Below are 17,404 nucleotides of genomic sequence, written 5' to 3' on the forward strand. Positions count from 1 at the left end.
CGACGAACACCCCCGCCTCCGACCCGGCCAGCCCGGCCGGATCGATACCCGCGTCATCCATCGCCTCCACCGCCATCTCCAGCAGCAGCCGCTGCTGCGGATCCATCGCCGCCGCCTCCTTCGGCGAAATCCCGAAATAGGCCGCATCGAACCCAGCGATATCCCCCAGGAATCCCCCAGCCCGGGTATAGCTGCGATCAGGCCGCGGCCGGCTCTCGTCCACGAACCGATCGGCGTCGAACCGGTCACCCGGCACCACCCCGACCGCATCGACGCCCCCCTCCAGGACGCGCCACAACCCGTCCAGATCCACCACACCACCCGGCAGGCGGCACCCCACCCCCACCACCGCGACCGCGTTCGCGCCCCACCCCTGCCCCTGCCCCGACTCCGACTCCCGCTTGTCGCCACTGCCCATCCCGATCGCCCCTCCGCTCTCGCCCGTTCCGCCACCTTCAATTTCGCCTGAAGTGGTGAATCCATGACAGAGAGTGAATCTCTCCTCGGGAGATCTCTGCCAGGTCGTGCAGCACGCGCACCACCGTCGCCCCTTGCGAACGTGCCGCGGCGTGGGCCATGTGACCGGTCATCGCCAGGGCGGCTCACCGGTCAGCAGCCGGCCCGCTCGCCGCGCCGCCATCCCATCCGGTTCTCCTTCCAGAGCAGGGCGGTGCAGCGCAGTACCACAGCGCTGACCCCGCGTTCACTAGGCACCAGGCCAGCGGTGGAAACTCGCCTAACCAGCCGCAGTGCCCAGTGTGGGAGTCCCTGATCGGTGGCCGGGGAGTGAGTTTCAGTCCCTTTCTCTGCAATTACGGAAAGTGACAGTGAAAGACTCTGAGTAGGTGAATGGAGGTTGGGGCATGGCTGTCACCGTCGACGACCTGCTGGGATGCTGGACGTTGGATCGTGTCGTCCTGCGTCGTGGTGGCCGTGCCCGCAAGCTTCCCGGCGTCGGCTGGAAGGGTCTGCTGCTCTATACCCCCGACTGTCACGTCGCCGCCGTGCTCACGGTGGGGGTGGGGCCGGTGCGTAAGACGGTCGCCTATGCCGGGCCGTTCTCCCTGGCGCACGACCAGGTGCTGCACCATGTCACCGCCGCCACGCTGCCGATGCGCCCGGGCCGCACCGAACGCCGCGCGGCGCGCCTGCACCCCGAAGGCGCCGGGTCGCTCATGCTGACCGCCCCATGGGGACGGTGGGCGCTGGAGCTCTTCTGGAGCCGCGCCAAGGCCACCACCCCGGCGCACCCGGACGCCGCCACCTGAACGACCAGGCACCCATAGGTGCGGCCTCTCACCGGCGCAACGCCGGTGAGAGGCCGTCAGGCGGAGGCTACTTCTGGCACTCACGTCCCTTGCAGGTGGTGAGCTCGCGCAGCATCGACCTCAGCTTTTTCAGCTGGCCGGGGGAGAGGCGGCCGAACGTGTTGTTGAGCTGGTGCGGGTCGCGGCGGATGTCGTAGTACTCGCGCTGCCCGTTGGCATATTCCACGTAGAGCTCACGCGTGGTGCGCAGCGCGTTGTAGGTCGGGGGATTGCCGGCGGGCGCGGCCTGGAAGTCGGGGTCGGAGGCGACGGTGTTGGGGCCGCGGTGCTCGATGAGCACGCCGTCCCGCGGCTTCGGCGGGCGCTTGCCGGTGAGGTAGGGCACCAGCGAGATCCCGTCCACCTGCGCCGGGGGCCGCGCACGGCCGAGGTCGGTGAACGTCGGGCACAGATCGGTGTTCTGCGTGAGCGTGCTGACGGTGCGTCCGGCGCGCACGCCCGGCCCGGTGACGATCAGCGGCACCTTGATGTCGGTGTCGTACGCGGTCTGCTTGCCCTGCATGAGCCGGTGCTCGCCCATGTGGTAGCCGTTGTCGGAGGTGAACACGAAGTAGGTGTTGCGGTCTGCGCCGCTGGCCTTGAGCGCGGCCTGCATGTCACCGATCGCCTTGTCGATCGCCAGCACCGACCGGGCCCGCTTGCGGAACGTGGCGTCCAGCTTCTTGATCTGCGCCTGCGTGAGCTTCGGGCGGCCCTTGATCCACGCGGGCTTGTCCGACATGTCAGCCTCGTTGAACGCGGGCGTGCGCGGCACCTTGGCCTTGGGGAACTTGCCCTTGTCGCGCGGCGCCGGAGTGGCCGGGCCGTGCGGCGTGAAGACCGACAGCTCCAGCATGAACGGCTTCTTGGCGGCGACCGACCGCTGGGCGAAGTCGATGCTCTTCCGCGACAGCACGTCGGTGAGGTAGTCGGAGGGCTTGTTGCCGTACGAGACGAGGCGGCCGTTCTCGTTCAGCTTGTAGTTGTAGTTGGGGTAGCCGTTCCCCGCGACGTACCACTCGCTCCAGCCGGGCGGGACCGGGTTCGTGGGCTGGTAGCCGTTCATGTACTTGCCCAGCATGGCCGTGTTGTATCCGGCGGCCTTCAGCGAGGTGGCGAAGGTCCGATGCTGGTTGCCCTTCCGGTTGAACGTGGCGTAGCCGCCGTCGGAGCCCTGGTTGGTGAAGACCCCGGTGTTGTGCGGGTAACGGCCGGTGAGCATCGTCGCCCGCGAGGGGCAGCACAGCGAATCGGTCACGAAATAGTTCGAGAACGTGGTGCCGCTCTTCTGCATCCGCTGGACGTTGGGCATGTAGCGGAGCAGATTCGGGGCCAGGTCGTCGGTGAGCACGAACACGATGTTCGGCCGAGGCTTGGGTTTCGCCGCGCCGGCGTTCGCCACTGTCTGTGTGGCCGCACCGGCCTTCGTCACCGACTGTGTGGCCGAACCGGCGCCGCAGGACACGGCGGCGACGACCGCGACGGCGGCCGCCGCTGTCATCGTGAGTCTCGGACGGGGCATGACGCGCCTTCCTGGTGCCATAAGGGGATTAACGTGCGGAAGTATAGACACCAGCTTTATGGAGTTCTTATCGAGAAAACTGGGAAGACGCTGGGAGATCCGGACGAGTGATTACGATCCGGACGAGGAACTGGCCGCGACACCCCAGCGCAGCCCGACGCCGCAGTTGCGCGCGTTCGAAGCCCTCCGCCTGGGCGCCTCAGCCGGTGATTTCCACACGTCAGCACTGTGAACGTAGGACAATCGACCATGGGTTCGTCAGAGGATCAGATCTATCTCGCCGTGTGCCTGGGAACCACATGTCTTGAGACCACCGTCCCCGGCAGCGGTGCTCCAGGTGCCGATGAGGACGGCCCGCACAATCTGGGTCCGCCGTTCCGGAATCCGGTGATAGCCCGCCTCTGGCTCTCCAACTACCTTGCGGCCACTGCCGACAGCATGGAGTTGGACGGCGACCACGACGACCTGGCCGCCGCCTACCGCGACGCCGTCGCGCCGATGCGCAAACACGGCCACGCCACCGTCGGCAGCCTTCGCTATGAAATCTGCCCCAAGTCCGGCTGAGGCGCTTCCCGGGTTCTCGGGTGTGGGCTAGCCGGGATATTTCAGGGGCGTGAGCTGGTGGATGTCGTGGGCTTCGCGCAGCCGTGCGAGTTCCTCCGGTGAGATGTTCGGATTGGTGGCCAGGGCTTCGGACATGGCTTTGAGGTAGAGCTCATGGAAGGGAGCGGGAGAGGCGGTCTGGAAAAGCCGGGCGGGCGTGTCGGCGTTGTTGCGGAAGGCGTGCGGGCAACCGGGCGGAACGAATACGCAACTTCCCGCACCGGCACGAACGGGCCGCCGCCCGTCGGCGGACTCCCAGCCGCTCCAATGCTGGCCATCGGCCTCCACGGGGTCGAAGGCGAAGACCTCGATCTCCCCGTCAAGGATGTAGAAGCACTCCTCCAGGTTGTGGTGCAGGTGGGCGCCGACGTCGAAACCGGGCGCCACCACGGTCTCGTAGACCGTCGTATGCCGGGACCGGTCTCCGGTGACCTTGAAGGTGATCTGGAGTGCCGCGGCACTGGTGTCGTCTCCCTGGCCGGGCGGTACGAACAAGCCGGTCATGGCAGATTCTCTCCCTGAGTGGTGGTGGACGGCGTTCCGGTCCAGCTGCCCATGCTCATCTCGGCGGTGATGCCGGGGCCGAAGCCGGCGATGATGCCGCTGCCGCCGGGCCGGGCGCCGCCGTCGTCGAACAGCCTGCGCAGCGCGTCCAGGACGACGGCGCTGGCGATGTTGCCGAACTCGGTCAGCGTGGCCCGGCTGTGCCGGAAGGCGTGCGAGGGCACCTCAAGGAACTGGCTGAGGTCGTCCAGGATTCGCGGACCGCCGGCGTGGATGATGTAGAAGTCCAGGCGTGCCGGATCGCGCTGGTGCTGTCTGGCCAGCCGCTGGAGAACGGGGGCCAGCGGTTTCATCGTCTTGGGGACCCGTTTGTCGAGCTGGAAGTGGAAGCCGGTCGCGCGCACCGCGTACGAGATCCAGTCCTCGGTGTGCGGGATCAGGTACGAGGCGTTGCGTTCCAGCCGGACTCCGACGCCCTCGTCGTCGCCGCGCAGCACGGCCGCCGCCACGGCGTCCCCGAACAGGCCGTTGGACAGCAGCTGGCCGACGCCCACATCGGTGGGCTGGTAGCACAGCGAGCAGAACTCGCAGGCCACGATCAGGGCGTTGCTGCCGGGGTGCGCGGTGCAGAAGTCATGCGCCCGGTTGATGGCGGCCCCTCCGGCGGCGCAGCCGAGCTGCGCGATCGGGAGCTGCCGGGTCTCGGGCCGGAAACCCATCTTGTTGATCATCCAGGCGGTCAGCGACGGCATGCTGAAGCCGGTGCAGGACACGAAGACGATCAGGTCGATCTGATCGGCCTCCAGCTCGGCGTGCGCGAGCGCCTGTTCCACGACCTGCGGCACCTGCTGTTTGGCCGCGGACAGGAACAGCTCGTTGCGCGCCTGGAAACCGGGATGCTCCAGCGTTTTCTCGATCGGCTGGAGGAAATGCCGCTTACGCACGCCGGTGTTGCCGATCAGGCGCAACACCAGGGGCAACTCGCGATGGTGACGGTGCAGCCGGCCCGCGATTGACAGTGCCTCCTCCATGGTGAGGACGTTTTCGGGTACCTGAACCGCCGGTTTGCAGAGCACTGTCATCTCGACGCCTCCAAGGACGCGCGAACATAACGGATTGTCGCCAGAAATGGTCATTCCATGCACGGAATGTAACCAAGGGTGGATTGGTCTTAGTCAAAACTTCATTCAGGCAGCGCCGGATCGCGGCGGCGTCCCGCCCGCATGAACTCGGCGAACTGCTTGCGGTCGTTGCGCCGCGGGAACGGCGCGTCCGGCACGGGCACGCCGAGGAAGTCGCACAGCGGCCCCCAGCCGTCGGTGACGCGGTACTCCAGCAGCCGGTCGGGGGGTACGGCACTCCTGACCTGCGCGTTGTGCTGGTTGAACACGTCCATGGCGTACTCGGCGTCCGACAGCCGTCCCTTGAACAGCCCCTTGTGAACGAGCTCCTGGATCACTTCCAGCATCGCGGCGAGGTGCGGCTCGGCCTGGCCCGCGGGCGGCTTCAGGTCGTTGTCGGAGATCGTGTGCCGCACGCTGTCGTACCACTGCTCGGGTTCGCGGACGGTGAGCACGACCTTGGCCTCGGGATACCGCTCGACCAGCTCGCGCCAGAACCGGGCACCCGGCAGGCCCACGCTCGCCTGGTACCCATCGAAGATCCGTTCCCAGTCCGCCGGCTCGCCCCGGCTCGCGCGCAGCCACGCCTGCGCGGTGCCCGGATCGGCCATCACCTTCCGCATGTGGAAACAGGGAGTGAAGCCGAGTTCCTCGACGGCCGCGGTTAACGACACCGTCCCCGTCCGGGCCAGTCCGGCCCCGATCACTTGAAGCACTGTTCAACCTCCTGTTCTGTCAGGGAGGTGGCTCTGTCACCGTCCTCTAGTTGATTACTGCCCGCATATGGCTGAATACAACTAGTATCTGTCGATTGCACTGACCGGCCCGCGCCGGGGCGCGCCAGAAGGCGCCCTCCAAGGCCCGGAGGGACGAGGGGTGAGGGATGTCGGGCTAGGGCTTCGCTGACGTGGCTTGTGCGAGGAGCCCGTCGACGAGCGCGCAGAGCCCGTCAACGTAGGTGTCCGCCTGGGCGACATCGCCCCACGAGTCGCCGATGGCGGCCAGGTGCGGCACCTGGGAGGCGTCGAGGTCGCTCAGGGAGAAGGGGCCCAGGTCACCGGCCCGCCGGCTCGCGGTGTTGGCGCGGACGATGATCTCACCGGCGGTGTAGTACCAGATGCAGCGGAAGATGTAGACGGCCTGTGCGGGCGTGCATCCGTAGTCTTCGGCCGCGGCGAGGATGACCTCGACCATCCACAGCGCCGATTCGTCCAGCAAGGCTACGAAACCGTCGGTCGTGGCGGTCTCTACCACCCATGGCCAGGCCGCGCCGGCGTCGTGCATCGCGGTGGTGGCCACGATGATGCGGTCTCGCGGGTCGTCGGGCAGCGGCGGGTGTTCGACCTGGCCCAGGTAGTCGTTGAGCAGCAGGAGCAGCAGTTCCTTTTTGTCCCGTACGTGGTGATACAGCGTCGTCGGGCCGATCCCGATCTCGGCGGCCAGCCTGCGGATGGTCAGCTTCTCCCAGCCGTCCCGGTCGATGATCTCGCGGGCCGCCGTCAGGATCTGCGCACGGGAGGTCACGGGCGGCCGGCCGGTGCGGCCGTGCGATGTGCGCGTTCGGGACATCGTCCCATCATGCCGCCCACCGGCCGGTGCCGCGAAGCAGGCCGGTACGGGCCGGGACTTCCCCCTGCGGCGATCGTGATGCTACTTTCGGAACATGTTCCAAAAGTCCACGACGAAAACGGAGCGGGCTTCTTCCACGAAACCCGCGGAAGAATCCGCGGAGGCTGCGGGACCCGCGGAAGCTACGGAACCCGCGAAGCCTGTGGAGGCTGCGGGACCCGCGGAGGCTGCGGAAGCCGAGGAGGCTGCGGAGCCCGCGGAAGCTACGGAACCCGCGAAGCCTGCGGAGGCTGCGGGACCCGCGGAAGCCGCGAAGCCCGCGGAACCCGCGAAGCGCGCGGAGGCTGCGGATGAGATAGGGCTCGGGGATCTGCTGCGGCCCGTCCGGCGGCGGCTGGGAACGGCGGTCGGGCTGCAGGCCGTCGCGGCGGCGGTCGCCGTCGTGCCGTTCGCCGCGGTGGCCGAGCTGGCCGGGACGCTGCTGGTCGCCGGGCCGGTCGACCGGGGCCGCGCCTGGACGATCGCCGCGGTCGCGGCGGGCGCGCTGGTGGTGTGGCTGCTGCTCACCACCGTGGCGGGAGCGCTCGCCCATCAGGCGGATCTGGACTTCCAGCTGTCGGTACGGCGGCGCCTGGTCGACCGGCTGGGCCGCGTTCCGCTCGGGTGGTTCACCGACCGGGGCGCGGGCGGGATCGGCAAGGCGGTCCAGCACGACGTGGACGCGATGCACCACCTGGTGGCGCATTCACTGCTGAACTTCACCTCCATCGTGGTGACGTCGCTGGTGACGCTGGTCTACCTGTTCTGGGTGGACTGGCGGATGACGCTGATCCTGCTGGTGCCGATCGTGATCGGAGTCGTGCTGTTCGCCCGGCGGATCATGAGCATGACCGCGGGGATGGCGGCCTACGACAAGGCTCTGCAGCGCATCGTCGGCAGCGTGATCGAGTTCGTCGAGGGCATCGTGGTGGTGAAGATGTTCGGGCAGGCCAAGCGGGCGCACCGCCAGTACGCGCAGGCCGCCGACGACTTCGCCGACTTCCTCATGGCCTGGCTCTCGCAGAGCGCCCGGTCGGCCGCGGCGTCGGCGCTGGTGCTGAGCCCGATCACCATCCTGCTCACGGCGCTGGCGGGTGGGACGGCGCTGGTCTCCGCCGGGCACCTGGACCCGCTCGACCTGATTCCGTTCGTGATCCTCGGGCTGGGGCTGGCCGCGCCCCTGCAGGCGCTCGACTTCCATGGCGAGGACATGGAGACGGCGAGCGCGGCGGCCAGGCGGGTGGGCGTCCTGCTCTCGGCGCCGGAGCTGGCGGTGCCCGCGCGGCCACGGGTCCCGGCGGACGACGGGGGATTCCGGGTGGAGTTGTCGGGGGTGGAGTTCGCCTACGACCCGGATCGGCCGGTGCTGAGCGGTATCGACCTGGCACTCGAACCGGGCACCGTGACCGCGCTGGTCGGACCGTCGGGTTCGGGCAAGACGACGCTGGCCAAGCTGCTGCCGCGGTTCTTCGACCCCACCGCGGGCGCCGTCGCCATCGGCGGTGTCGACGTGCGCGACATCGCGCCCGACCGGTTGTACCGGCTGGTGTCGTTCGTGCTGCAGGACGTCGAGCTGCTCGATGCCAGCGTGCGCGACAACATCCGGCTCGCCCGTCCCGACGCCGACGACGACACGGTGCGCCGCGCGGCCCGGGCCGCGGCGATCGACGAGCGCATCCGTGCGCTGCCGGGCGGATACGACTCGATGGTCGGCAGGGACGTTCGCTTCTCCGGTGGGGAGGCGCAGCGGTTGTCCATCGCCAGGGCGATCCTCGCCGACACCCCGATCGTGGTGCTCGACGAGGCCACCGCCCATGCCGATCCGGAATCGGAGGCGCTGATCCAGGACGCGCTGTCGGAGCTGGCGGCCGGCCGGACCGTCCTCGTCGTCGCGCACCGGCTGGCCTCGGTGACCGGCGCCGACCGGATCGTGGTGCTCGACCAGGGCCGGATGGCCGAGCAGGGCACCCATGAGGAGCTGCTCGCCGCCGGTGGCCGCTACGCGCGGATGTGGCGGCTGCAGGAACAGGCCGGGCTCGGGAACGCCGACGCCAACGCCTACGCCGGTGCGGCGGGGGAGGAACTCTGATGATTCGCCGACTGTTCGCCGCTCTCGGCCCGGAGCACGACAGCGCGCTGCGCCGGCTGCTGGGCTTGTTCGCCGCCGCGGCGCTGCTGCAGGGGGCGGCGTTCGTCCTCCTCGTCCCGGTGCTGGGAGAGGTGCTCGGGAACGAGCCCGAACGCGCCTGGCCGTGGGTGATCGCGCTCGCCGTGCTCTGGATCGGGTACGCGGCCGTCAACTATCCGGCGGCGCTGGCCGGCTACAAGACCGGTACGAACCTGAGCCGCGACCTGCACCACCGGATCGGTGACAAGGTCGCGCAACTGCCGCTGGCCTGGTTCAGCGCCGATCGTGTCGGCGGGATCGGGCACCTGGCCGCGCAACGGGTCGTCGACATCATGTCGGTGCCCGCGCACCTGCTGCGGCCGTTGGTCGACACCTGTGTCACGCCGCTGGTCGTGGTGCTGGCCATGTTCGTCTTCGACTGGCGGCTGGCCGTCTCGATGGCCGTGGCGGCGGTGGCCGCGGCCGTGACGTTCCGGATGGCGGGCCGCGGCATGCAGGCCGCCGATCGCCACGCGGACGCCGTCCACGCCGACGCCGCCGGGCGGATCGTGGAGTTCGCCCGCGCCCAGCCGGTGCTGCGCGCGTTCGGCCGCACGGTCGAAGGGCACACCGCCCTCGACGACGCGCTCACCGCACAGCACACGGCCGGTCGCCGGATGCTGCGCGCCGGGATGCCCGGCATCGTCGGGCTCGGCTTCATCGCTCAGGCGTCGTTCATCGTGCTGCTGGCCCTCGGCACCTACCTGGCGCTCGACGGCTCGCTGGGCACGGCCGAGCTGATCGCGCTGCTGGTGCTGGCGGCCAGGTTCGTCGAACCGATCATGTTCATCGCCGAGCTCGGCGGCGCGGTCCGCGTCGCGCAGAACGCGGTGGACGAGATCAACGCGCTGCTCGACACCGAAACGCTGCCCGAGTCCGAGGTGACGCGGCAGCCGGACGGCGCCGACATCGAGCTCGACGAGGTGCGCTTCGGCTACGACGGCACAGCGGTGCTGGACGGGCTCTCGATGCGGGTGCCCGAGCGCCGGATGACCGCGCTGGTCGGCCCGTCCGGCGCGGGCAAGACCACCGTGATCAAGTTGATCGCGCGGTTCTTCGACCCCGACGCCGGCTCGGTGCGGGTCGGCGGCGTGGACGTCCGGCGGCTGCCGGATCCGACGTCGCTCATCTCGGCGGTCTTCCAGGACGTCTACCTGTTCGACGGGACCATCCTCGACAACGTGCGCGTCGGCCGTCCCGACGCCACCGACGAGGAGGTCTACGCCGCGGCCCGTACGGCACGGGTGGACGACATCGCCGACCGGCTGCCGGGTGGCTGGGACGCGCCGGTCGGGGAAGGCGGCAGCCGCCTGTCCGGTGGTGAACGGCAGCGCATCTCGATCGCGCGCGCCCTGCTGAAGGACACCCCGATCGTGCTGTTCGACGAGGCGACCGCCGCGCTGGACGCCGAGAACGAGCACGCCCTGCAACAGGCGATGGCGGCCCTGTCTCGGGACCGTACCGTCCTGGTGATCGCGCACCGCCTCCACACGTTGCGCGAGGCCGACCACATCGTCGTCCTCGACGGCGGGCGTGCCGTGGAGGAGGGCGTCCACGACGAGCTGCTGGCCCGCGACGGCCGGTACGCCCACTACTGGCGGGAACGCAGCCGCGCCCACGGCTGGCGCCTGACCAGCGTCTGATCGACAAAGGCCGCCGCCGGAACCCTGGCGGCGGCCTTTCTCTACCCAATTTCGGAACATGTTCGGAAAGTAAGGGAGTCAACGATGACGACACGTTCAGCCGCCCGGCCGGGGCTCACGCTCGCCGCGGTCGCCGTCGTGCAGTTCATGGTGTCGCTGGACCTCTCGGTCGTGAACGTCGGGCTGCCGGAGATCGCCGCCGGCCTCGGCTTCGGCGCGGTGGGCCTGACCTGGGTGATCCACGCCTACGCCCTTACGTTCGGCGGGCTGCTCCTCCTGGGCGGGAAGGCATCCGACCGGTACGGCCGCAAGCGGGTGCTGCTGCTGGGGCTCGTCCTGTTCGGCCTGGCCTCGTTCCTCGGCGGCTTCGCCCAGGAACCCGGCCAGCTCGTCGCGGCCCGGGCCGCACAGGGCATCGGGGCCGCCGCGCTGGCTCCGGCAGCGCTGGCATTGCTGGCCGAAACGTTCCCGGCGGGCAAGGCCCGCGTCCGGGCGTTCGGTGTCTGGAGCGCGACGAACGCCGCCGGTGGCGCGCTCGGCGTCCTGATCGGCGGCCTGCTCACCGAGTACGCCGGCTGGCGCTGGGTGATGTTCGTGAACGTGCCGATGGCCGCCTTCGCGCTGGCCGTGGCCTGGCGCGCTGTCCCTGCCGGCCCGCCGCCGACCCGCAGCGGCCGCCCGGACGTGCTCGGCGGCGTCCTGGCCACGGCGGGCATGACGCTGCTGGTGTTCGGCGTCGTCCGTACCGAGCAGTACTCGTGGACCTCGCCGGTCACCCTGACGACCCTGGCGGTCGCCGCCGCGCTGCTGGCCGCGTTCGTCCAGGTCGAGCGGACCACCGACCGCGAGCCGCTGGTCCGGCTCGGCCTGTTCGCCAACCGCTCGGTCACCGGCGCGAACGCCTTCAGCCTCCTGACAGGCGCGGCCATGGCCTCGGCGTTCTACTTCATGTCCCTCTACCTGCAGCGAGTCCTCGAAACCGGACCGGCGCTCACTGGGCTCATGTTCCTGCCGTTCGCCCTCGGCGTGGTCGCCGGCTCCGTGTTCGCGGTCAAGCTCGGCTACCGGCTCGCCCCCCGGACGCTCCTGATCCTCGGCGGGCTCGTGACCGCCGCCGGGTTCGCCTGGTTCAGCCTGATCAGCTCCGACGGCGCGTTCGCCACCGACGTCCTCGGCCCCTCGATCGTCGCCAGCGTCGGCATCGGACTCTGCCTCGGACCGCTCGTCTCCGCCGCCACCACCGGCGTCGCGCCCCACGAAACCGGCACCGCCTCGGGCCTGCTCAACAGCTCACGCCAGATCGGCGCGTCCCTCGGCCTAGCGGCCCTAGGCACCGCCGCCCACCACCGGACCGGCCAGACCGCCACACCCGAAACCCTCAACAACGGCTACGCGCTCGGCCTAACCCTCAGCGCCGCGCTCCTGATAGCCGCCGCCCTCATAGCCCTCACCATCCCGCGCCGAACCAACACACCGTCACCAGCCGAAGACCGTGACCTACTCCCCGCCCACGACTGAAGCCCCGGCGGAGGCGTTCAAGCAGCTGCCCCGGGGCACACGCTGTCGCCCGGGCCGGCACACGGCCCGGGGGCAGGCTCGCCGTGATCCTGTGATCACGGTCGGTGGCCGTTACTGGACAATTTGACTCCTTGTAATGCTCTTGTCATCGACCCAGGCTCAGGACAGACCCCGAGCCGAGTGAGGCGATGACCATGACCGATCAGACCGTCCGCGCGTGGAACATCCTGGGAGAGGACCTCGCGCCCTCGCAGGCCGCGCCCGCCCCTGACCAGCGGTGGGACTTCGACGGCGGGTTCGCGCTCGTGTATCTCGCCAACAGCCGGTTCGGCCTGGCCAAGCCGGTGATCTTCGCCGACGGCTTCAACTCCGGGCCGAGCAACCCCGACGCGATGTGGGAGCACCTGGAGCGGCGGGAGTACGCGATGGCCACGGCGCTGCGCGAGCGCGGCAGCGACCTGATCATGCTGGGCTACACCGAGCGGTCCGCCGCGATCCAGGACAACGCCAACGTCGCCATCGCCTGCATCAGCCGGGCGATCGCGGACAGGCGCGGGAACGAGCCGCTGGTGGCCGGCGGGTTCAGCATGGGCGGGCTGGTCACCCGCTACGCCCTGGCCAAGATGGAGCAGCGGCGCCAAGACCACCAGACCGCGGTCTACTTCTCCTGGGACAGCCCGCACCGGGGTGCCTGGATCCCCATCAGCCTGCAAGCAATGGCGCACTACCTCAAGGACCAGGACGGCGTCACCGAGATGTCGGACTACATCAACAGTCCCGCGGCCCGCGAGCTGCTGCGCTGGCACATCGACACCGTCACCGCCGACACCGACCCCGACCCGCTGCGCGCCGTCTTCCTGGAGGAACTGGAGCGGTACGGCTCCTGGCCCCAGCGTCCGCTGAAGCTGGGACTCGCCAACGGGTCCGGCCAGGGCAACGGCCTGCAGATCAACGCGGGCGCCGAGATGCTGAAGGCGACCGGGCTGCTCCACCCCTACCGGACCACCACCCTCTACGCCCAGGCCCGCGGTGACGACAAGCTCGTCGCGCACCTCAAGCGCCAGCGGATCACCAACCCCCCACCCGCCGTCGAACGGCACACCAGCGGGCTACCCGAAGCCGACGCCGCCCCCGGCGGCACACTGCGCAGCTTCGGCATCGCCCGCGACAACCTGGCCGCACTCGGCGCCGTCGAGTGTCCGCACGAATGGGTGAGCTTCGTACCCACCGTCAGCGCCGTCGCCATCCGCGACATCGACCAGCAGCAGGACCTCTACGCCAACGTCGCGACGCTGCCCCCCGACGAAAGCGACCTCGACGAGTTCAAGTGCGCCTCCGACAACCAGGAGCACTCCCTGGTCACCCCCGAACTCGCCGACTGGCTGCTGGCACGCCTGCCCAAGTAGCCTCACGCCTGGCTCCCGCTCGTGCTCCGCAGCACGAGCGGGTCCCGGCTCACTTCCTGGGCTCGAAGACCACCTCGTGGACGGTGCCGTCGGGTTGCTTCAAGTAGATCTGTCCGCCGTTCGCCTGGTGGTTCTGCACCAGCACCCACGCCCGCACCGCGAAATCAATCACCTGCGCGCGGTTGAACCCGCTACGGGCCACCTCGGCCTCCAACGCCCGCGCGGTGTCGGACGCGAACGGCACGACCGCCGACACCACCCTGGTCATCCGGCCACCCTCGCGACGACGTCGGCCGCGCCCACGATGTCATCGATCGGCGCGAACGCGGGCCGGTAGACCGAGCCGCCCTTGCGCCACACGAATCCGCCGCGTTCAACGCTGATCTCACGGCCGTGGCCGAACGGCACCCGCGCCGCACGCAGGTGTGCACCTGCCTGCGACACCCACCAACCACGCGCCCGCAACTCCGCCGCCAGCGCCTCGACGGCGTCCCGGCGCCGCTCGAACTCCTCCCGGGGCAGCAGATACCGCCCAATGACGGGCGTGTCGTCATTCACGGCTGGTCCGTCCACCTGACGCCGTCGCGGCTCCGGAACGCCTGCCCCAGCACACCCAGTTCGAGGTGGGCGACCTCGCCGGACGGGGACAGCGTCACTCGCCGTACCCGCCCATGGGACCCAAGCGGGGACCCCAGGAGCGCGAGGGTCACGCAGGTGAAGGCGCGGGTCTTGTCGTCGGTCACGCCGCCCTGGCCGTAGTCTCGCCGCCCCCGGTACTCAACGTCCCACGCGAACAACTCCGGACCGCCGGAGGACAGCCGGACCACCGCCGCGCCGGCGATGGTCTCCGCTACCGTCATCATCAGCCCGACCTCCGATCGGGTCAGGCCCCGGAACCCCCGGTGTTCGCAGCACCGGCCGGGGCCGCTTGGCATCCACGGACGGAACGCGCACCAGAACCTGACGCAGTCGGTACGCGTCCGCTGCCTCTCAGTGAATCCGCGTCATCCGGGACAGTTCCATGGGAACAATGGGGCCACGAGGGAACACCCCCACCCCATCCCTTGACACCCGGGGAGGCGCGACAGCGTGAAACCCGACGCAAAGGCGATCGGAGCACGACTCCGCCGACTCCGTGAGGACCACCAACCGCGTCGCTCACGCGAGAAATGGGCGATCATGATGCAGCGCGCCGTACGCCCCGGCGAAACCCCGCTCCCCGACGTCCAAAGTCTCGCCAGCATGATCAAAGGCTGGGAGCGCGGTGACCACATCCCCGGCGACCGCTACCAAGAGATCTACTCCCGCGTCACCGGCAAGACCGTAGAGGAACTGTTCCCCGAGCCTCCGCACAGCCTGGCCGCCGCACCCACGGGTACCGTGGACCTCAGCACCATTCCCGACAACGGGGACGACGATGTGAGACGCCGCGCCGCACTCCGGCTCGTCGCCGCGCTTGGCGCCGGAGCCACTATTCCCCCCGGAATTCTCGAAGACCTCCTTTCTGGAATCGATGGCGTTCTGGACCGCCACACCGATCTGGAGGAGTGGGAACGGGTTGTCGATGACTATGGGCGCCAACTCTATCGGCAATCGTTCGACTCGCTTATCCCGGCTCTGACCGCCGACATCGTCGCTGTAGGCGAACTGCTCATGAAAGGACGCTCGCCCCGTGAGCAGGTCGGCCTTCTGCGGGTAAGCGCCGGGCTTTCCGGTCTACTGGCTGAGACGCTTTGCAACCTGGGAGATGGCCGCGCGGCCCGCCGGGCGTGGAACACCGCGCGTCGGGCCGCTGACGAATCCGCAGACCGTGCGCTACAGGTTTGGGTACGCGGCAGAGCCGCCCAACATGCCTCCTGGGCAGGAGGTTCGCACCGTTCGGTCATGACCATGATGAACGAGGCAACCCAGATCGCCGACGGCACCCCCTCGTCCGGACTTGCACGCGCATACGCCGCAGGTGCCTGCACCGCCGCGCTTCATGGCGACGCCCACACCTCACGCATGAGCATGGATCTCCTCAAGCGCACATTTGAAAAACTGCCTCACAGTTCCAGCGAACCAACCGTTCTCGCCTTTCAAGAGAGTCAGCTGCACTGGAATGATGCCTACATTCGCACGATTTCCGGTGACAACAGAGCCGGGGCAGCGATAGACCACGCATGGTCTCTCTACCCTTCCACCGCCACGCCTCCGATCGTCAATCTTCGGCTGATGCGCGCTGTCACACTGGTCAAAGAGGGGCAGGCAAGCGAAGGGCTCGATCTGGCTACCAAGGCGCTTATGGACCGGCCCCGTCCCGTCCTGGCCACTCGTCAGCTGGTATTCCAACTACTAGATATCGTCCCGGACGACCACCGGACGCTTCCGGCCGCGCGGGAGTTGCGGGCATTGACCGCCGCCACCTGACCCTCGGAACGCCGACGCCCGACGAGCCGCGCCCGGCGTGGGCGATCCGGCTCCAGACCGAGCGTGAAGCGCGCGGCTGGGCCAAGCGTGAGATGGCCCGCCAGCTCATGCGCGCCGCAAGGGTCGAGCACGGCGACGTTCGCAACCTCTCCCGCCAGATCCTCGACTGGGAGAAGGGCAAGCACTTCCCCTGCGACTGGGCCGACGCCTACGCCACCGCCTACGACCTCCCACGTACCGAACTTTTCCCCGCATCCCGTTCGACCAGCGCGGGTACCTTGGATCTCAGCACCATTCCCGATAACCGGGACGAAGACGACGTGAAACGGCGACGGCTCATTCAAGATGCTGGTGCCCTGGCGGCCGGTGCCGCTGTCGCACCAATGCTCGCGACACTCACCGACGCATGGCAGGCAAGCCACCCTCGTCTTCCCGGTGCTTCGGTCTCACGCGCCATGCTCGACGATTGGGCCAACGCCTACGCCACGCACGTTCGCAGCTACGTCAACGACGCGCCCGAGAGGGTCCTTGCAGGCCTCACCCGCGACTGGGCAGAGATGGCGCCTCATCTCGCTCAGACTCAACCCAAGGACGTAGAGCGCGACCTTGCGCACGCAGCGGCGAAACACGCCTACCTCGTCGCGGGAACAGCGCTCCAAATCGGAGATGCCCGCCTTGCCACGCGCTGGTGGGCCACGGCCCGCGGCCTCGCCGACAGGTCTGGAGACAACCTGCTGTCGGCCTACACGCGGAGCTGGGAAGTCACCAACCGTGTCACCGATCCCCGCGAAGATCTCGGTGAGCTGCTGGCTCTCGCCCGCGACGCCTGACGGCTCTCGGGCCGCAACCCCAGCGGAACGATGATCTACGCGACCACGGTGGAGGCCGAGGTTCTCGCCTTCATGGGTCGCCCGGACGCGGCCGTGCACGCTGTTCGCCACGCCGAAGAGATCTTCGACCGCGTCCCTTCCACCGAGCCCGACCGCGAGGAACTACTCCGGTTCGACCAAAGCTGCGTCTACTCGCTGGCCGGACTCCGCGACCGTGCGCTCGAAGCGCACCAGGCCGCGCGGAAGTTCTACCGGCCAGAGACGCACCTGTACAACGCCGTACAGCTTGACCTGTACGGCATCGTCCTCGAAGCACGCCAGGACCCCAACGAAGCCAGCAAGCAGGCTCTTAAAGTCCTGGAAGCCCTTCCAGAGGATCGCCGCATCAAGCGCGTGACTCTCACTGCACGCCGAGTCCTGGATGCCCTCCCCGAGCAAGCCCACGCGCTTCCGACCGCGCGGGAGTTGCGGGCGTTGACCGCCGCCGGCTGACCCTCGGAACGCCGACGCCCGACCAGTTGACGGGCGCCCCCGACAGCGAGACGGACGCGCCGACCGTGTGGGCCTCCACCGGCGTGGCCGGAACGGTGGCAGGACCGCGTCGCCGGGGACATTCGCGATCGACCTCTTACCTTGACGGGCCAAGGTCGCTGCTCCTAATCTACCTTGACAGTCCAAGGTAGAAAGGCGGCGACGGTGGTCGACATCACGGTGCCGCGGGCGGGTCAGGAGGGGTTGGAGAACCTCACGGCACGACCCGCACCGG

Annotated in this window: 19 protein-coding genes; 10 read left to right on the plus strand and 9 right to left on the minus strand. The window is 69.0% G+C overall.

Annotation, left to right across the window (positions count from 1 at the left end; translation table 11 throughout):
* Positions 1-418, minus strand: a 418-nt coding sequence (locus ABD333_RS45900) for a beta-ketoacyl synthase N-terminal-like domain-containing protein (RefSeq protein ID WP_344549228.1), incomplete at its 3' end; no start/stop codon positions are given.
* 445 nt (positions 419-863) lie between these two features.
* Between ABD333_RS45900 and ABD333_RS45905 the strand changes: the two genes are divergently transcribed.
* On the plus strand, positions 864-1,268 hold the full coding sequence (locus tag ABD333_RS45905; RefSeq protein WP_344549229.1) for a hypothetical protein: 405 nt from the start codon (positions 864-866) through the stop codon (positions 1,266-1,268).
* A 67-nt stretch (positions 1,269-1,335) separates the two neighbouring features.
* Here the strand turns inward: ABD333_RS45905 and ABD333_RS45910 are convergent, their stop codons facing one another.
* Positions 1,336-2,658: a sulfatase family protein gene (locus ABD333_RS45910; RefSeq protein WP_344549230.1), complete on the minus strand. Its 1,323-nt coding sequence runs from the start codon at positions 2,656-2,658 to the stop codon at positions 1,336-1,338.
* Between ABD333_RS45910 and ABD333_RS45915 the strand changes: the two genes are divergently transcribed.
* Positions 2,651-3,061, plus strand: a complete 411-nt coding sequence (locus tag ABD333_RS45915) for a hypothetical protein (protein ID WP_344549231.1) — start codon at positions 2,651-2,653, stop codon at positions 3,059-3,061. The two genes, ABD333_RS45910 and ABD333_RS45915, sit on opposite strands and share 8 nt — an antisense overlap.
* A gap of 17 nt (positions 3,062-3,078) precedes the next feature.
* Entirely contained in the window at positions 3,079-3,393 is a 315-nt protein-coding gene (locus tag ABD333_RS45920; RefSeq protein WP_344549232.1) for a hypothetical protein, read from the plus strand.
* Between the two features lie 27 nt (positions 3,394-3,420).
* Here the strand turns inward: ABD333_RS45920 and ABD333_RS45925 are convergent, their stop codons facing one another.
* The 4 genes from ABD333_RS45925 to ABD333_RS45940 form a co-directional block, all read right to left on the minus strand.
* On the minus strand, positions 3,421-3,936 hold the full coding sequence (locus ABD333_RS45925) for a cupin domain-containing protein (RefSeq protein ID WP_344549233.1): 516 nt from the start codon (positions 3,934-3,936) through the stop codon (positions 3,421-3,423).
* Positions 3,933-5,072, minus strand: a complete 1,140-nt coding sequence (locus ABD333_RS45930) for a type III polyketide synthase (RefSeq protein ID WP_344549234.1) — start codon at positions 5,070-5,072, stop codon at positions 3,933-3,935. The genes ABD333_RS45925 and ABD333_RS45930 overlap by 4 nt, the downstream gene beginning before the upstream one ends.
* Positions 5,073-5,119: 47 nt before the next feature.
* A complete protein-coding gene (locus tag ABD333_RS45935) occupies positions 5,120-5,773 on the minus strand; it encodes a sulfotransferase family protein (RefSeq protein WP_344549235.1) in 654 nt (217 codons plus the stop codon).
* A 175-nt stretch (positions 5,774-5,948) separates the two neighbouring features.
* Positions 5,949-6,626: a TetR/AcrR family transcriptional regulator gene (locus tag ABD333_RS45940; protein WP_344549236.1), complete on the minus strand. Its 678-nt coding sequence runs from the start codon at positions 6,624-6,626 to the stop codon at positions 5,949-5,951.
* A gap of 442 nt (positions 6,627-7,068) precedes the next feature.
* Between ABD333_RS45940 and ABD333_RS45945 the strand changes: the two genes are divergently transcribed.
* The 4 genes from ABD333_RS45945 to ABD333_RS45960 all read left to right on the plus strand — a co-directional run bounded on the left by ABD333_RS45945 (position 7,069) and on the right by ABD333_RS45960 (position 13,399).
* Entirely contained in the window at positions 7,069-8,754 is a 1,686-nt protein-coding gene (locus tag ABD333_RS45945; RefSeq protein ID WP_344549237.1) for an ABC transporter ATP-binding protein, read from the plus strand.
* On the plus strand, positions 8,754-10,475 hold the full coding sequence (locus ABD333_RS45950; RefSeq protein ID WP_344549238.1) for an ABC transporter ATP-binding protein: 1,722 nt from the start codon (positions 8,754-8,756) through the stop codon (positions 10,473-10,475). Before ABD333_RS45945 ends, ABD333_RS45950 begins: the two co-directional genes overlap by 1 nt.
* Positions 10,476-10,559: 84 nt before the next feature.
* Complete coding sequence (locus ABD333_RS45955) at positions 10,560-11,993, plus strand: MFS transporter (protein WP_344549239.1); 1,434 nt, start codon at positions 10,560-10,562, stop codon at positions 11,991-11,993.
* Between the two features lie 194 nt (positions 11,994-12,187).
* Complete coding sequence (locus tag ABD333_RS45960) at positions 12,188-13,399, plus strand: esterase/lipase family protein (RefSeq protein ID WP_344549240.1); 1,212 nt, start codon at positions 12,188-12,190, stop codon at positions 13,397-13,399.
* 49 nt (positions 13,400-13,448) lie between these two features.
* Here ABD333_RS45960 and ABD333_RS45965 read toward each other — a convergent pair whose 3' ends face one another.
* From ABD333_RS45965 to ABD333_RS45975, 3 genes are read right to left on the minus strand one after another with little or no spacing between them, the layout of a single operon-like run.
* Positions 13,449-13,667, minus strand: a complete 219-nt coding sequence (locus tag ABD333_RS45965) for a hypothetical protein (protein WP_344549241.1) — start codon at positions 13,665-13,667, stop codon at positions 13,449-13,451.
* On the minus strand, positions 13,664-13,957 hold the full coding sequence (locus tag ABD333_RS45970) for a hypothetical protein (protein WP_344549242.1): 294 nt from the start codon (positions 13,955-13,957) through the stop codon (positions 13,664-13,666). The genes ABD333_RS45965 and ABD333_RS45970 overlap by 4 nt, the downstream gene beginning before the upstream one ends.
* Complete coding sequence (locus ABD333_RS45975) at positions 13,954-14,262, minus strand: hypothetical protein (RefSeq protein WP_344549243.1); 309 nt, start codon at positions 14,260-14,262, stop codon at positions 13,954-13,956. The genes ABD333_RS45970 and ABD333_RS45975 overlap by 4 nt, the downstream gene beginning before the upstream one ends.
* Positions 14,263-14,578: 316 nt before the next feature.
* Here ABD333_RS45975 and ABD333_RS45980 point away from each other — a divergent pair, with 316 nt between their 5' ends.
* The 3 genes from ABD333_RS45980 to ABD333_RS45990 all read left to right on the plus strand — a co-directional run bounded on the left by ABD333_RS45980 (position 14,579) and on the right by ABD333_RS45990 (position 17,130).
* Positions 14,579-15,808, plus strand: a complete 1,230-nt coding sequence (locus ABD333_RS45980) for an XRE family transcriptional regulator (RefSeq protein WP_344549244.1) — start codon at positions 14,579-14,581, stop codon at positions 15,806-15,808.
* Positions 15,809-15,900: 92 nt separating this feature from the next.
* Positions 15,901-16,638: a hypothetical protein gene (locus tag ABD333_RS45985; protein WP_344549245.1), complete on the plus strand. Its 738-nt coding sequence runs from the start codon at positions 15,901-15,903 to the stop codon at positions 16,636-16,638.
* A 30-nt stretch (positions 16,639-16,668) separates the two neighbouring features.
* Positions 16,669-17,130, plus strand: coding sequence for a hypothetical protein (locus ABD333_RS45990; RefSeq protein ID WP_344549246.1), 462 nt, complete (start codon positions 16,669-16,671; stop codon positions 17,128-17,130).
* The last annotated feature ends 274 nt before the right edge of the window (positions 17,131-17,404 follow it).

It is taken from the genome of Actinomadura fulvescens (assembly GCF_039533225.1).
Classification (GTDB): domain Bacteria; phylum Actinomycetota; class Actinomycetes; order Streptosporangiales; family Streptosporangiaceae; genus Spirillospora; species Spirillospora fulvescens.